The following is a 16,015-nucleotide window of genomic DNA, read 5'->3' on the forward strand; positions in this document are numbered from 1 at the left end:
CCGGTCCAGCTTAGGGACCGTACAGGTTAACTTGGGCAAAAGCAGACGGGGGCCACGATGGCGCGCGTGACGCAGGATTTCAACTTCGCCGGTTCGACTGGGGCCACGCTTTCGGGGCGGATTGACCTGCCGGACGGGCATCCGGTGGCCACCGCGATCTTTGCCCACTGCTTTACCTGCAATAAGGATTACCACGCCTCGGCCCGAATCAGTCGGGGGCTGGCGGAACGCGGCTGGGCCGTTCTGCGCTTTGATTTCACAGGGTTGGGGGCCAGCGGCGGCGCCTTTGACGAGACGAATTTCTCCACCAATGTGGCCGACCTTCTGTCCGCCGCTGCCGCCCTGACGGTGGAGATATCGGCCCCACGCCTGTTGATTGGACACAGCCTGGGTGGAACGGCGGTGATGCGCGCGGCGCAGGACCTGCCGTCGGTCGGTGCGGTCGTCACCGTCAATTCACCGTCCGGCCCGCACACCCTGCTCGCCAAGATCGCCGGTCGCGATGCGGAGATGCAGCGGGACGGGCGGGTGCAGTTGAATGTCGGCGACCGGGAAATGCCGATCACGGCGGATTTCGTGGCCGATGTCGCGCGCCATGACATGGCATCCGTCATCGGCGGGCTGGGTCGTCCGCTGCTCGTCCTGCATGATCCCAAGGACCCGGTGGTACCGCTGGCAGAGGCGGACCGCATCATATCGCTGGCCCAGCATCCGAAAAGCTTCGTGGCGCTGGATGGGGCCGGGCATCTGGTGGCCGATCAACGCAATACGGCTTTCGTGGCCGGGCTGATCGACGGCTGGGCCCGCCGTGCTCTGCGCCTGGACGCCGCCAATGCGCCCAAACCGGTTGGGGCTGAACATGAAGGCCCTGTCACCGTCGCGGAGACGGGGGAGGGCACCTTCCACAATCTGGTCACGGCGGCGGGTATCCGCTTCACGGCGGATGAGCCGACGCATGTGGGCGGTACGGGCCTTGGCCCCAACCCTTATGAACTGCTGCAGGCGGCACTGGGTGCCTGCACCTCCATGACGATCCGCATGTACGCCAACCGCAAGAACCTGCCCCTGACCCGCGTCTCCGTGGTCGTCAGCCATGAAAAGCGCGACCCGCAGGAGGGTGAGGTGACGGAGAATGCGGGCGGCAAGGTCGATCATTTCACCCGCACCATCACGCTGGAAGGCAAGCTGGACGAGGCACAGCGCCAGCGCCTGCTCGAAATCGCCGGCAATTGCCCCGTGCACCGCACCCTGCGCAGCCGGGCCAGCATTGACAGCCTGCTGGCCTGAAGGTCACGGGAACCCTCCTTCCTTCGCTGCCGTTGTTTGAATGGACAGAGAAGGAAGGAGCGGGTTATGGCCATCCGGACCGATCATGAACTGGAGAATGCCGTTCAGGAATATCAGCGGCTGCGCAATGCCCCTGAAGGTTCCGACAGTGCCGCCCGCAGAGAAGCCCTGAACGCCGATATCCAGACCTATTATCATCAACATAAGCAGAACCTTCGCCCGGCAAAGCCGCGTACTGAGCCGCTGACCAAGGGCTGATCCCCTTGCTCTCCCTTTGCAATCCCTCCGGCACAGCATAGGATATGGGTCTGATGCCGAGGGGGAGAGGGCGATTTTGCGTCGCGGTGATAATTGCTACAGCTGCCGGTTCTGGGTGGGGCATGGGGTGCGGGAACGCGGACCGAAGGGCACATGCCGCCGGTATCCGCCCGTTGTAACGGACCGCTATCCATCGGGTGCCATGCCGACCACGAATTTCACCGACTGGTGCGGGGAATGGCAGCGCAATGCCGGTGCGCGGGAAGCACCGGAAGCGGAAATGCCCGGCAGTTCCACCCTGTATGATGATATGTGACGTGTAGAGCGTCAAAACACACAATTGTCTGTGTAGCTGTCGGCCTATGAAACTGGACATAGGCCGCTGTTTACCCGTTGCGCGAACGTTCAGGTTGGTGCGTACTTAATGCCATCCAGGTTGCAGTAGCAGCCGCTTTCATATGGATGGAACGTGGATCTGGTTGGTTCGGGTATGCTGACGGGGAAAAAGGGGCGGTTGGCTCTCGGGCTTTCCGTGCTGACATGCCTGATGTCTGCTGTTGCCGTGCCTGCCCAGCAGGCCCGTAAACCCGAACCGCCGCTGCTGCTTCTGACAGAGCCCAATCCGCCGGTCAATTTCACTGACCCCTTGACCGGGCAGATCATTGGCCTTGCCGCTGATAAGGTCCGCCTGATCATGCAGGAAACGGGATTGGCGCATGAGATACGGATCATGCCCTGGCCAGAGGCGCAGGCCATGGTCGATAATACCCCCAATGCCTGCATCTTTCTGATGAACCTCACTGATGAACGTCGGCCCAACTATCAATGGGTGGTGCCATTGATGGAGGGGGGCTGGGCTCTCTTTGCGCCGCTGGGCTTTCAACGGCGGATCAATGGTCCAGCAGACTTGTCAGGTCTGCGCATCGCAGTGCAGGGGGGCGCGGCGGTGGAGAAGCATCTGATCGAGCTGACCCGCGACGTGCCCAACGTTACCCTGGTGGCGCAGGAGGGGGCTGCTGAAATCGGCAGCATTTTCAACGGCAAGGCCGACTTGTACGCGGGTGGCGCCTGGGCCGCGCCTTATCAGGCACGCCAAGTGGATATGCCGGTCCGGATGGTCATGCGGCTTACCCGGTCAATCGGCGCCATGGCTTGTAACAAGAAGGTGCCAGCCCCTACGATCGCGCGCATGCAGAAAGCGCTGGATGCGATCATCGCCGATGGCAGGGCGGGCGCCGTGGAGCGGCGGTACAGTACGCCCGGTTCATGGGGCGGATGGGGGCAGGACCGTCGCCCGCCCTCCTGACAACTCTACTGGTCAGGTCCAGTCGATACACATCAGAAGCTTGTCCACGCGCCGCCCGTCACTGGCGAGCGGCAGGCACAGCCAGTGGAAATTGCGGTAGCTGCGGCTCAGCCACCACAGGTTTTCTTCCCCGCTCAAGGGGCGGGCCTGCCGCCGCACCGTCTCCAGCCGGCGGAACCAGCCGGCGAATGCGGAACCCAGCAATTCATCATCTAGAACGCGGCCTGTCAGTTCCTGACCAAGCCCTTCCACGATTGCCGTACCTGCGAGGCGGCAGCGATACTGACCATTTGTATAGTCAAGGATCAGGATGTAGGGGAGAAGGCCTGGTATATCGCCTGGCTGGATATGTTGACGTCCGGGTATTACTCCCTCTGCGCCAATCCCAGACCAGTAGTCCTGAAATTCACGGAGCCGGCTTGTTGCCGGTATTGGCGGCGGCATGGGGGGTGATCGCTGCAACAATTTGAACATGGCTGTTTCCAATCCCGTTTGGAGGAACCATGACCCTGTTCCACCCCCTGGGCAACTAACCGTAGGGTCAGGAATGGCCCTTTGCCCGGCAAACTATGCGGGAGGATAGGCATGCGTTCCGGGCATGAGATGGGGGGTCAGGAATGCGAACGAAGTGAGAACAAACCCCTTGATGTTCACATTTTGTTCTGACATTGTGGCCTCACGAAAACGAAGGAGGCTCACATGAACCGCGTTGCTTACGTTCGTGATTTCCTGGCCATCACCGGCTTCTTCGGCACCATGTATGCGTGGTTTGTGGTCGGCGCCGCCCTGGGGGCGTGACGATCCCATCCGGCCCATCACTCATCAATGACGGGGCCGGTGTTTCCCAATTAGTTTCCTGGATGGCGCCTTAGCCGTTCTGATCTATATGCTCCCGCACGGCGGAAAACACCGCCTGGAACATCTCCGTCGTCAGACGCCCGGTGTTCGTGTTGTAGCGGGAGCAGTGATAGCTGTCGAAAAGTACAACCCTGTCCCGCACGTCATGGCGCGCGCCATGGCCGAAGGCGAAGTGTGCCGGTCGGCGTCCTAATGCGGTCAGCGTGCTGGCGTGAGAGACGGTGCCCAGCGCCACAATGGCGCGCAGGTTCCCCATGGTGGCGATTTCCTCGGACAGGAAGTTCCGGCAGGTGGCAATCTCCGCCGGTGTCGGCTTGTTCTCTGGCGGGACGCAGCGGGCGGCATTGGTCAGGCGGGTGTCGATCAGTTGCACACCGTCATCGGGCCGCTTGCCATAGGCACCGGTGGCAAAGCCGAAACGGATCAGCGTGTCGTACAAAAGATCGCCGGCATAATCGCCCGTGAAGGGACGGCCCGTCTGGTTGGCCCCGTGCAGGCCAGGTGCCAGACCCACGATCAGCAGCCGCCCATCCAGCGTGCCGAAGGCTGGGACTGGCGCATTGTGGTAGGTGGGGAAGGCGGCGCGGTTACGGGCGCGGAATTCCGCCAGACGCGGGCACAGGCCGCAATCGCGCCCTGGCACCGACGGCTGTCCACCCGTCATCACCATCGCCTTACCCGCCTGCCGTACCGCCATGACCCGCCCCATGAACCCTGTTGATTGCCGCTCTGGGGTTATGGGTTGATTGAGGCCGGGTCAAGGGGAACCACGGTTCCATCCCGCCCTGTTCCCCCGCCAATACCCGATTTTATGCCGGGCCGCCCTGCGTGCCCGGCTGTTGTGTCATGGGGGCGGGTGCCTATAATCCGGCGCTTTCCGGAAACGTCGCATGGAACGACAGGGGAGCCGGCAGCCGTGACCTTTGATATCACCCGCGACAGCCAGGGCACGCCCGTGCCCGTCGGTATCATCATGGGCAGCCAGTCCGACTGGGCTACCATGAAGCATGCGGCCATCGTGCTGACGGACCTGGGCGTTCCGTTTGAAACGCGGATCGTGTCGGCCCACCGTACGCCGCAGCGGCTTTATAGTTACGCCACCTCCGCCAAGCAGCGGGGGATCAAGGTGATCATCGCCGGGGCCGGCGGTGCGGCGCATCTACCGGGCATGGCGGCGGCGATGACGACGCTGCCCGTGTTGGGCGTACCGGTGGAAAGCCATGCGCTGAAGGGGCAGGACAGCCTTCTGTCCATCGTGCAGATGCCGGGCGGCGTGCCCGTCGGCACGCTGGCCATTGGCAAGGCCGGGGCCATCAATGCCGGCCTGCTGGCCGCCTCCATCCTGGCCCTGTCGGATGCGCGCCTTGATGCCGCCCTGACCGCGTGGCGTGCCAAGGCGACGGATGACGTGGCCCTGGTGCCCGTTGACGAACCCGTCTGATCCAACTGGCCTTGCCTGAAGGAACAAAGACCATGACCGTGATCCCCCCCGGCTCCATCATCGGCATCCTTGGTGCTGGCCAGTTGGGCCGCATGACGGCGCTGGCCGCCGCCCGCCTGGGCTACCGCGTGCATGTCTTCGCGCCGGAAAGCATGGACAGTTCCTGCGGTCAGGTCGTGGCCTATCACACTCAGGCCGGCTGGCATGACCTGCGCGCTCTGGCCCGCTTTGCGGATGACGTCGATGTCATCACGCTGGAATGGGAGAATGTGCCCACCTATGCCGTGGACTTCCTTGCCCGCCATGTCGGCGTGCATCCCGGTTCCAACGTTCTGTCGGTGGCCCAGGACCGGGTGGCGGAGAAAAGCTTCGCCAACAAGCTGGGGATCGGCACCGCTCCCTTCCGCGCCGTTCGCACCCTCGATGAGTTGAAGCAGGCGGTGGTGGAGATCGGTCTGCCTGCCATCCTGAAATCCACCCGCATGGGCTATGACGGCAAGGGGCAGATGCGCCTGAACCCGGGCGATGACCTTTCCGGCGCTTTTGACGCCATCGGCAGCGATGAGGCGATCCTGGAAGGGTTCGTCGATTTCGAGCGCGAGATTTCGGTCATCACGGCGCGCCGCGCCGATGGCACCATGCTCTCATATCTGCCCGTGGAAAACCGGCACAAGTCGGGCATCCTGGACACCACCATTGTGCCGGCCGGCATCACGCCTGAAATCGCCGCCGAGGCTGTGCGTGTGGCGGAGCTGCTGGCTGCGGAGCTGCATGTGGTCGGTCTGCTGGCGGTGGAGATGTTCGTGACGCGCGATGGCCGTGTCCTGGTCAATGAAATGGCACCGCGCCCCCATAATTCCGGCCACTGGACCATCGATTTCGCCGAAACCAGCCAGTTCGAACAGTTGGTCCGCGCCATCTGCGGTCTGCCGCTGGGCGCGGTCGGCGTCACGGCCCCGTGCGTCATGACCAACCTGATCGGCGATGATATTGACGGGTGGCAGGCGATGCTGGCCGAACCCGGCGCCCGCCTGCATCTCTATGGCAAGGGGGAGGCGCGTCCCGGCCGCAAGATGGGGCATGTGACGCGGCCGGCCTGATGGCCGCATCTCCCTGTCTGTGATGGGGCGCACAGCCACCCCGGATATCACCATTGCGGCGATCTTCGCGTCCGCAGCAATGTCATAGCAAGAATATGGAATTCATCCCCGCAAACCCTTGTCATGCTGAAAGCTGACCGGATTTGTTGGGGTGGAGGATTCCATGGGTGGGCACCATGTCGGCCGCGCTGTTCTGCTGGCGGCTGGACTGTCAGGGCTGATTGCGCTGGCCGGGTGTGGGCCGGGTGGACAGCAGGCGGGCGGGCCGCCATCAGCAGCACCGCAGGTCGTTGTTTCACAGCCCGTGAAGAAGAATGTCCAGGAATGGGATGAGTATACGGGCCGCTTCGCCGCCGTGGAGGAGGTGGAGATCCGTGCCCGGGTCAGCGGCTATCTGACGGCGGTGAATTTCCAGGATGGGCAGATTGTCTTCAAAGGCGACCCGTTATTCGTGATCGATCCGCGCCCCTATCAGGCGGCGGCGGATATTGCGCGCGCTGGTGTGGCGCAGGCGCAATCCTCGGTTCAACTGGCGCAGCGGGAGTTGGACCGTGCCCGCGACCTGCGTCAGACCCAGGCGGTGTCGCAGGCGGTATTGGATACCCGCTCCCAGCAGCTTCAGAATGCGCAGGCACAGTTGCTGGCAGCACAGGCACAGGTGCGGGCGGCAGAGCTTGACCTTGAGTTCACAGCAGTGAAGGCGCCCGTCACGGGCCGCGTCTCCAACCACCGCGTCTCGGTCGGCAATCTGGTCAGCGGCGGGTCGGCGCAATCGACCCTGCTGACCACCATCGTGTCGCTGGACCCGATCCATTTCTACTTTGACGCCGACCAGGCCTCGTACCTGCGCTACACGCGGCAATCGCGATCCGGCGAACGGGCCAGCAGCCGCGACAATCCCAACCCCGTCATCCTGGCCCTGCCGGATGAGAAGGATTTCTCGCATAAGGGCCATATTGATTTCGTCGATAACCAGATCGATGACGGTACCGGCACCATCCGGGCCCGCGCGGTTTTCGACAATCCCGACATGGTGCTGACGCCCGGCATGTTTGCCCGCCTGCGGCTGGTGGGCCGGCCCAGCTATGATGGACTGTTGCTGCCCGATGCCGCCATCGGCACCGATCAGAACCGGCGCTTCGTCTATGTCCTGGACAAGGACAACAAGGCAACTTATCGGGGCGTGACAACCGGTCCCCTGATCGAGGGGCTACGCGTCATCCGCGACGGTCTGGTGGAAACCGACAAGGTGGTGGTCGGCGGCCTGCAAAGGGTGAAACCCGGTGCCGCCGTCACCCCGGTTGAACAGCCCATCACCGCCCCCACGGGAGGCACGCCATGAAGATCGGTCGTTTCTTTATCGACCGGCCGGTCTTTGCCGTCGTCCTGTCGGTCCTGCTGATCGCCGTTGGCGCCATCGCCTATTTCACGCTGCCGGTCACTCAGTATCCGGAGGTCGTGCCGCCCACGGTCACCGTGAACGCCCGCTATCCCGGTGCCAATGCCCAGACTGTGGCCAATACGGTTGCTGCCCCGATCGAGCAGGAAGTGAACGGGGTGGAGGGCATGCTGTACATGTCGTCCAACTCCACCAGCGACGGTCAAATGAACCTGACCATTACCTTCAAGCTGGGTACCGATCTCGACAAGGCTCAGGTGCTGGTTCAGAACCGCGTGGCCGTAGCGGAGCCGCGCCTGCCGGAGGAGGTGCGCCGCAACGGCGTGGTGACGCGCAAGGATAGCCCCGACCTGATGATGGTCGTGCATCTGCTGTCGCCCGATAACACCTATGACCAGCTCTACATCTCCAACTACGCCCTGTTGCGGGTGCGCGATGTGCTGAACCGGTTGGAAGGCATCGGCAATATCAACCTGTTTGGCGCCCGCGATTACTCCATGCGCGTCTGGCTGGACCCGCAGAAAATCGCCTCCTTGAACCTGACGGCGGGGGAGGTGGTGGCAGCCATCCAGCAGCAGAATGTGCAGGTGGCGGGTGGTGGCCTGGGGCAGCCGCCGCTGGATAATCCCCGCGATTATCAGCTCAACATCACCCTTCAGGGCCGCCTGACCGAACCGCAGGAGTTTGAGGGCATCATCGTCAAGCATGGCGATGATGGTCGTATCGTGCGATTGAAGGACGTGGCGCGCGTGGAACTGGGTGCCCGCGATTATGTTACCAACTCCTTCCTGGATGGAAAACCGGCGGTGGTGCTGGCCATTTCACAGCTTCCCGGCTCCAACGCCCTGGAAACCGCGGCGCGGGTGCGCGAAGCGGTCGCGACCTTGGCGAAGGATTTCCCCCCCGGCCTGGAATATCGCATTGTCTATGACACCACCGGTTTCATCGCCGAGAGCATTCATGAACTGATCAAGACCATCGGCGAAGCCATGGTTCTGGTGGTCCTGGTGGTGATGCTGTTCTTGCAGCGCTGGCGGGCGGCCATCATCCCTGTGCTGGCCATCCCGGTATCGCTGATCGGTACGTTCGCCGTCATGTCGGCGCTGGGCTATTCGGTCAACAACCTGACCCTGTTTGGGCTGGTGCTGGCCGTTGGCATCGTGGTCGATGACGCCATCGTGGTGGTGGAGAATGTGGAGCGCAATCTGGCGCTGGGTCATTCCCCCATCGAAAGTGCGCGCATCACGATGGATGAGGTGGGAGGGGCGCTGGTTTCCATCGCTCTGGTCCTGTCGGCGGTGTTCATCCCGACCGCCTTTATCGAGGGCATCCAGGGCGCGTTCTACCGGCAGTTCGCGGTGACCATCGCGGCGGCCACCATCATTTCCGCCTTCAACTCTTTGACCCTGTCACCGGCGCTTTGCGCCCGGCTGTTGCGGCCTCATACCGAGGGACACCGGGCCGCAACAGCGCGGCTGGCGGCGGTGTCGGCGTTGATCGACCGCTTCTTCTCGGGTTTTAACCGGATGTTCGACCGGATGGCCGATTTCTATGGCCGGCTGGTGGCGCGCATCACGCACCTGACCCCCCTGGTCGTGGGTGTCTATGTGCTGCTGATTGCCGCCACCGGTTTTCTGTTCACCCGCATTCCCGGCGGCTTCATCCCGGCCCTGGATCAGGGCTATCTGATCATGGCCATTCAGACGCCGGAAGGCACCTCGCTGGCCAATACCACCAAGGTGCTTCAGAAGGCGGCGCAGATTGCGCGCGAAACGCCGGGCATCGCGCATTCGGTGCAGTTCGCCGGCTTCTCCGGCGCCACCCGCACGATTGCGCCCAATGCCGGCGCCATCTTCACGCCGCTGGACCCGTTTGAGGAGCGCTTGCCCAAGGGCCAGACGGCGGTGGCCGTGTTGCAGAACCTGCAAAAGCGGGTGGCCATGGCCATTCCCGAGGCGTTGATCTTCGTGGTGCCGCCGCCGCCGATCCGCGGTCTGGGCACGTCCGGCGGCTTCACCTTGCGCGTGCAGGACCTGGCCAGCGCCGGGCCGGCGGCCCTGGAACAGGCAACCTGGGCCCTGGCCATGGCCGGTAATCAGGTGCCGGGCCTGATCAATGTTTTCACGCCGTTCAGCGCGCGGGCGCCGCAGGTCTATCTGGATGTTGACCGGGTGAAGGCGCAGATGCTGGGCGTGCCCATGACATCCGTGTTTCAGACCTTGGGCATCTATCTTGGCTCTGCTTATGTCAATGATACCAACCTGTTCGGGCGAACCTTTCAGGTAACGGCGCAGGCCGATGGCCCCTTCCGTCTGGACCCGGAGAATATCGGCCGGTTGGAGACGCGCAACGATAAGGGCCAGATGGTGCAACTGGGGTCTTTTGTCGACTTCCGCTTCGTCACCGGGCCGGACCGTGTGCTGCGCTACAATCTCTATCCGGCAGCGGAGTTGCAGGGTAACAACCTGCCGGGCGTCAGTTCCGGTACCGCCATCAAGGCCATGGAGCAGGCGGCGGCAACCGCCCTGCCGCCGGGGTTCAAGGCGGAATGGACCGACTTGTCATACCAGGAGAAGAATACGGGCAATTCCGCTCTCTATATCTTCCCGCTCTGCGTCTTCTTCGTCTTCCTGGTGCTGGCGGCGCAGTATGAAAGCTGGTCCCTGCCGTTCGCCATCCTGCTGATCGTGCCCATGTGCCTTTTGTCGGCGGTAGCAGGGCTGATGATGCGGGGTATGGATAACAATATTCTGGCCCAGATCGGATTCGTGGTGCTGGTCGGTCTGGCGTCGAAGAACGCCATCCTGATCGTGGAGTTCGCCCGACAGTTGGAAGCGGAAGGACGCAACCGCTATGACGCGGTGATCGAGGCTTGCCGTCTGCGTCTGCGCCCCATCCTGATGACGTCGTTCGCCTTCATCCTGGGCGTGGTGCCCCTGATGATTGCGACGGGGGCGGGGGCGGAGATGCGGCAGAGCCTGGGCACGGCCGTGTTCTTCGGCATGCTGGGCGTCACCTTCTTCGGCCTGCTGTTCACGCCCGTCTTCTATGTCGTCATCCGGCGTTTCGCGGGGCGGGACAAGGCTGTGACGGTGTAAAATAAAAAGGGGCGTCCAGCGGACGCCCCTTTCTCATCTTCGCCCGTTAATGCCGACCTCAATCCTTACGCTTGGTCAGGCTTTCCATCTGGGTCTGCAATTCGTCCAGCCGCTTTTGCAGCTCGGAGAACTTGTCCTCCGCCCGGGGCTTGGCCTCCGGTGTGGCCGCAGGTGCAGCGTCGGTCATCGGAACGCCGCCGCCTTCAGCGTTGAAGGGGCTGAACATACGCATGGCGCGTTCGAACAGGGCGATGTTCTGCTTGCTCATTTCCTCGAACCCGCCGAAGGGGAACATGCCCCCGAACGTGGTCTGGAAATATTCGCGCATCTTGTCCTGGTTACCCGTGAACGACTTCATCGAGTGTTCCAGGTAGCGCGGCACAAGCCACTGCATATTGTCGCCATAGAAGCTGATCAGTTGGCGCAGGAACGGAATGGGCAGCAGGTTCTGCCCCTTCGATTCCTCTTCCACGATGATCTGCGTCAGCACAGAGCGGGTGATGTCATCACCAGTCTTGGCGTCATAGACCACGAAATCGGTCCCGTCCTTCACCATCTGGCAAAGGTGGTCCAGGGTCACGTAGCTGCTGGTCGCCGTGTTGTACAGCCGGCGGTTGGCGTACTTCTTGATGGTGACCGGTGCGGGCTTGGTGTCTTCTTTTTCAGCCATTTGGCGTCGCTTCCCCCGGACAATGCTGCGAACCGTTATATCAAGGAGTACGTCATTACGCGGTCGCAGCGCAAGCCTTCCGCAATGCCGAACGTTGAAAGCGTAACTATTGTTCTGCGGTCGCTGCGGTATGATCTATGCTGAAGGGCAGGCGGGGACCAATCCGGCCCCCGTGCGCCAAGACGGGAATGCGATGGTGAGTGAACGCGACGACCCGCCCGCGATGGAGGATCTGGCCCGGCGCTATCTGGACCTTTGGCAGGACCAGTGGGCTGCCGTTTGTGCCGATCCAACTGTGGCCGACAGCATGGCGCGGACCATGACGGCCTTCGGCCAGACGGCACTGACAATCAATGGCATGTTGGAACAGACCCTGGGATCGGCCAATGCCGTGAACCCCTGGGCGGACATGATGAAATCGCTGTGGCCTATGGCGGCGGCGGCGAAGGGGGCGGAAACCCATGACGAACGCCAGGAAAAGGCCCGAACCGCCGGGACCCAAACCACTGCGCCAGGGGCCGCGTCCCCTGGGCCTGCATCTGGGGATGGGGACGGCGCTGTTGCTGAGCTCGCCGGCCGCATTGCCGCTCTTGAACGCGAATTGGCCGCATTGGCACCCGACGGTCCGCCAGACAGCGGAAAATCTGCGCCGCGACCTGCGCCAAAACCTCGCGCAAAGCGCAAACCAGCCGCCAAACCCGCCTGACGCGCCTCTACCGACAGAGGCCTTCGCGCCCTTCGCGATGGCGGTCGATCGGGAGATGCGGCGGCGACTCGACCGGTTCCTGACCGGGCTGGAGCGTTACCGCCACCATCCCTATCAGCGTGATATCGACGACGCGCCCACCGTCTGGTGCGAAGGTGCCACCCGCTTGCTGGAAGTGGGACAGACGGGCAAGCCCGTTCTGTTCGTGCCGTCCCTGGTCAATCGCGGCTACATCCTTGACCTGTCCTGGCGCAAAAGCCTGCTGCGCTGGCTGGCAGGACTGGGGGGCGATGCGGCGGGTGGCGGCGGCATCCGGCCTTTCCTGCTGGAATGGGGGTATCCCGGTGCCGTGGAGCGGGGATACAGCCTGTCCGACGTGGTGGCGGGTCGCCTGATCAGGGCACTTGAGGCAACCTGCGCCCGTGCCGGCGGGCCGGTGACCCTGGTCGGATATTGCATGGGCGGGCTCCTGGCGCTGGGGGCGGCCCTGCGCCGGCCTGACCTGGTGTCGGGTTATGTGGCACTGGCCACGCCGTGGGATTTCCATGCCGATGACGCGGCGGTGGCGCAGCGTACGGCGGCCCTGATCAACCCGTTTGATCCCGTCATGCGGATGCTGGGCGAACTGCCGGTCGATGCGGTCCAGACCTTGTTCGCCACCCTGGACCCGCTGCTGGCCTATAAAAAGTTCAGCCGGTTCGCCGCCATGGATATGGCGAGCGACGAAGCGGACGATTTTGTGGCGCTGGAGGATTGGCTGAATGACGGCGTGACCCTGCCATCCGCCATCGCGCGCGAATGCCTGACGGGCTGGTACGGGGAGAATACGACCGGCCGGGGCGAATGGCGCGTGGCCGATGCTCCGGTCCAGCCCCAGGCGCTTCGTTGCCGCTCCCTGGTGATCGTGCCGGCTCGTGACCGGATTGTACCCCCGGCCTCTGCCGCCGCCCTGGGCACGGCCTTGCCCGGTGCCACGGTATGGCAACCATCGCTGGGCCATATTGGCATGGTGGTCAGCGGCGGGGCCAAGGCCAAGGTCTGGGCGCCGTTACGGGAGTGGCTTTTGGAGGGAAATTAAGACAGCCATCAACGCCCATCGACGCCGCGGTCAGTTCCCCTTACACTGCAAAACGGATGGTGATGGGAATGCGGCAATCTATGAAATTCAAGTGGTTGCTGTAATTTCCTCATGTCAAATCTCGTACCGATTCGGGAACCTGTGTTCTTGTCCCTGCGTTCTGCCCCTGTCCCCCTGCTTCTGCTGCTGCCAGCCTTGCTGGCGGCACCTGTTCTGGCGCAGGAGAAGAAGCCCGATCCGGCCAAGCAGTTGCAGCAGGTTGAACGCGATCTGAAGGAAGCGGACAAGGCCAAGGCCGAACTGGACGCCAAGGCAGAACAGTTGGAAAAGGACCTGGCCGACCTGCGCGCCCGTGCCATTGAGGCGGCGGATCAGCAGCGGACTCAGGCCGACGAACTGGCTCGTCTGGAAGGTGCCCTGGGTGAGTTGGGGACGGAAGAAAAGGCCCGGCTGGAGAAGATTGAGGCCGATCGCGCTGCCCTGGCCGACCTGCTGGGCGCGTTGCAGCGTCTTTCGCGGCTACCACCGGACACCATGATTGCCGCCCCGCAATCACCCAGTGACACGGTCAAAAGCGCTCTGCTGCTGCGCTCTGCCGTGCCGGAACTGAAGACCCGCGCCGATGCGCTGGCCAAGGAACTGCAAGGGCTGGTCGATCTGCGCCGGCAGTTGGCCGAACAGAAGGACAAAGCGGCCCGCGCCGCCGAAAGCCTGACCCTGCGTCAGAAGGATCTGGCCACCCTGGTGGCAAAGCGCGAGGAACTGTCGAAGACCACGGACAGTGAGCGGGCCCGGCTGGCGACCCAGATGGCGTCCCTGGCAGACAAGGCCGGCGACCTGAAGGAACTGATCGAGAAGATCGAGGCGGAGCGCAAGGCCGCCGCCGCCCGCAAGGCAGAGGCCGAGCGTCAGCGTCAGGCCAAGCTTGAGGCCGACCGGGAGCAGCGGGCACGCGACAAGGTGGCCGGCCTGAAACGCGCCCCGCAGGAGCCACAATCGGCGGGCATCCTGGGTGGCTTGGTGGCACCCGTCAGCGGCAAGGTGGTCCGGCGATATGGACAGACCGACGATGTGGGGGCCACCAGCCGGGGCCTGACCTATAGCGGCCGCGCCGGGGGGCCTGTGGTGGCCCCGGCGGACGGAGCTGTGATGTTCGCAGGACCGTTCAAGGGCTACGGGCTTCTCTTGATCCTTGAACATTCCAACGGATATCATTCTCTTCTGTCGGGCCTGGGCCGTATCGATGCCCAGGTTGGACAGCGCGTGCTGGGCGGGGAGCCGGTGGGACTTCTGTCGGGGGATGGGGACCCGACATTGTATTATGAGCTGCGGCGCGGTGGTCAGCCGGTCAACCCCGCGCGCGGCCTTGCAGTCTCCGACGGCAAAGGACAAGGTTGAACATGAGCAAGCTCTTCTCCACTGCCGCCATCGCGGCCCTGCTGGCCTTCACTGTCCCCCTTGGCGTGACGGCGGATGCCCTGGCACGTGAGCCGCTGAAGTCGGAAACCTATAAGCAGCTGGACCTTTTCGCCGACGTGTTCGAGCGGGTGCGGTCTGAGTATGTGGAGGAGGTGACCGACGAGCAGCTGATTGAGGCGGCCATCGACGGCATGCTGACCTCGCTTGATCCGCACTCTTCGTACCTGAACAAGAAGAACTTCGCCGATATGCGGGTGCAGACCCGGGGCGAGTTCGGTGGCCTGGGCATTGAGGTGACGACGGAGAATGGCTTCGTCAAGGTCATCTCCCCCATGGATGACACTCCCGCCGCCCGCGCCGGCGTGCAGCCCGGCGATTTCATCACCCATCTGAATGACGAGCCGATTGTCGGCCTGTCCCTGAACGAGGCAGTGGAGAAGATGCGCGGCCCTGTGGGCAGCGACCTCAAGGTGACCATCCGCCGCGCCAGCGTGGCGGAACCGATCCAACTCAGCCTGACCCGCGCCAGCATCAAGGTACAGTCCGTTCGGTTCCGGGCCGAGGATAATGTCGGCTATATCCGTATCTCCAGCTTCAACGAGCAGACTCAGCCCGGTCTGGACAAGGCCATGGCCAAGCTGAAGGAACAGTTGGGGCCGAAACTGATCGGCTATGTGCTGGACCTGCGCAACAATCCCGGCGGTCTGCTGGATCAGGCTGTTTCGGTGTCCGACACATTCCTGGATAAGGGCCGCGAGATCGTGTCCACCCGTGGACGCGGCGGCAAGGAAGGCGACCGTTACACGGCCAAGCCCGGTGACGCGGCTGACGGCCTGCCGGTTGTGGTGCTGATCAATGGCGGGTCGGCCTCTGCCTCTGAAATCGTGGCCGGCGCGCTGCAGGATCATAAACGCGCTATCGTGATGGGTACCCAGAGCTTTGGTAAGGGGTCGGTCCAGACCATCATCCCGTTGCAGGGGCAGCAAAGTGCGATGCGCCTGACCACGTCGCGCTACTACACCCCATCGGGCAAATCGATCCAGCAGTTGGGTATCACGCCGGATATCGAGGTGCAGCCCGCCAAAATCGAGGAACTGGCCGCTGCCGGTCAGCGCCGGCGTGAGGCCGACCTGCCCAACGCCCTGCGCAACACCGATCAGGGTGCTGCGGCAAAGCCGGCACCGGCGCCGGCCCCTGGTGCAGCGGTACAGCCGCCTGCCACCCCGTCTGCGGGCACGCCGAATCCTGCGGCCACGCCCGTTGCGGCCAATAACAATGCCGACGCGCCGCCCGTGGATTATCAACTGGCGCGTGCCGTTGATCTGCTGCGGGGGGTGTCGATGTTCAACCAGCCCAAGCACACCAATTAACCCGCAAAGCATCTGAACCGTGGCC

At 63.4% G+C, this 16,015-nt stretch carries 13 protein-coding genes; 10 read left to right on the plus strand and 3 right to left on the minus strand.

The annotated features are described in order from the left end of the window. Window positions 1–57 precede the first annotated feature (57 nt). From C0V82_RS03280 to C0V82_RS03295, 3 genes are all read left to right on the plus strand, one after another. Window positions 58–1,287: a bifunctional alpha/beta hydrolase/OsmC family protein gene (locus C0V82_RS03280; protein WP_102111105.1), complete on the plus strand. Its 1,230-nt coding sequence runs from the start codon at window positions 58–60 to the stop codon at window positions 1,285–1,287. Between the two features lie 66 nt (window positions 1,288–1,353). Beyond that, on the plus strand, window positions 1,354–1,545 hold the full coding sequence (locus tag C0V82_RS03285) for a hypothetical protein (protein ID WP_102111106.1): 192 nt from the start codon (window positions 1,354–1,356) through the stop codon (window positions 1,543–1,545). Window positions 1,546–2,092: 547 nt separating this feature from the next. Then, on the plus strand, window positions 2,093–2,851 hold the full coding sequence (locus tag C0V82_RS03295; protein ID WP_158659704.1) for a substrate-binding periplasmic protein: 759 nt from the start codon (window positions 2,093–2,095) through the stop codon (window positions 2,849–2,851). A 12-nt stretch (window positions 2,852–2,863) separates the two neighbouring features. On the opposite strand, the gene C0V82_RS27735 is transcribed toward C0V82_RS03295, so the two are convergent. Beyond that, a complete protein-coding gene (locus C0V82_RS27735; RefSeq protein ID WP_102111108.1) occupies window positions 2,864–3,325 on the minus strand; it encodes a PAS domain-containing protein in 462 nt (153 codons plus the stop codon). 394 nt (window positions 3,326–3,719) lie between these two features. Further along, entirely contained in the window at window positions 3,720–4,406 is a 687-nt protein-coding gene (locus C0V82_RS03305; protein WP_245924137.1) for a uracil-DNA glycosylase, read from the minus strand. Window positions 4,407–4,682: 276 nt separating this feature from the next. Between C0V82_RS03305 and purE the strand changes: the two genes are divergently transcribed. The 4 genes from purE (at window position 4,683) to C0V82_RS03325 (ending at window position 10,747) form a co-directional block, all read left to right on the plus strand. Then, window positions 4,683–5,150: a 5-(carboxyamino)imidazole ribonucleotide mutase gene (gene purE, locus C0V82_RS03310; RefSeq protein ID WP_102113205.1), complete on the plus strand. Its 468-nt coding sequence runs from the start codon at window positions 4,683–4,685 to the stop codon at window positions 5,148–5,150. Between the two features lie 32 nt (window positions 5,151–5,182). Then, entirely contained in the window at window positions 5,183–6,250 is a 1,068-nt protein-coding gene (locus tag C0V82_RS03315; RefSeq protein ID WP_102111109.1) for a 5-(carboxyamino)imidazole ribonucleotide synthase, read from the plus strand. Window positions 6,251–6,413: 163 nt separating this feature from the next. Next, the gene (locus C0V82_RS03320) at window positions 6,414–7,592 is read left to right on the plus strand and encodes an efflux RND transporter periplasmic adaptor subunit (protein WP_102111110.1); all 1,179 of its coding nucleotides are present in this window, start codon (window positions 6,414–6,416) and stop codon (window positions 7,590–7,592) included. After that, window positions 7,589–10,747 (plus strand): efflux RND transporter permease subunit, encoded by a 3,159-nt coding sequence (locus C0V82_RS03325; protein ID WP_102111111.1) that lies wholly within the window; start codon window positions 7,589–7,591, stop codon window positions 10,745–10,747. Before C0V82_RS03320 ends, C0V82_RS03325 begins: the two co-directional genes overlap by 4 nt. Window positions 10,748–10,805: 58 nt before the next feature. Here C0V82_RS03325 and phaR read toward each other — a convergent pair whose 3' ends face one another. Next, the gene (phaR, locus tag C0V82_RS03330) at window positions 10,806–11,417 is read right to left on the minus strand and encodes a polyhydroxyalkanoate synthesis repressor PhaR (protein ID WP_102111112.1); all 612 of its coding nucleotides are present in this window, start codon (window positions 11,415–11,417) and stop codon (window positions 10,806–10,808) included. 461 nt (window positions 11,418–11,878) lie between these two features. Here phaR and C0V82_RS03335 point away from each other — a divergent pair, with 461 nt between their 5' ends. The 3 genes from C0V82_RS03335 (at window position 11,879) to C0V82_RS03345 (ending at window position 15,990) form a co-directional block, all read left to right on the plus strand. Beyond that, window positions 11,879–13,201: an alpha/beta fold hydrolase gene (locus tag C0V82_RS03335; RefSeq protein ID WP_188595088.1), complete on the plus strand. Its 1,323-nt coding sequence runs from the start codon at window positions 11,879–11,881 to the stop codon at window positions 13,199–13,201. A gap of 147 nt (window positions 13,202–13,348) precedes the next feature. Then, window positions 13,349–14,599, plus strand: a complete 1,251-nt coding sequence (locus C0V82_RS03340) for a murein hydrolase activator EnvC family protein (RefSeq protein ID WP_158659705.1) — start codon at window positions 13,349–13,351, stop codon at window positions 14,597–14,599. Between the two features lie 2 nt (window positions 14,600–14,601). Next, the gene (locus C0V82_RS03345; RefSeq protein WP_102111114.1) at window positions 14,602–15,990 is read left to right on the plus strand and encodes a S41 family peptidase; all 1,389 of its coding nucleotides are present in this window, start codon (window positions 14,602–14,604) and stop codon (window positions 15,988–15,990) included. The last annotated feature ends 25 nt before the right edge of the window (window positions 15,991–16,015 follow it).

It is taken from the genome of Niveispirillum cyanobacteriorum, from assembly GCF_002868735.1.
Classification (GTDB): Bacteria; Pseudomonadota; Alphaproteobacteria; order Azospirillales; family Azospirillaceae; genus Niveispirillum; species Niveispirillum cyanobacteriorum.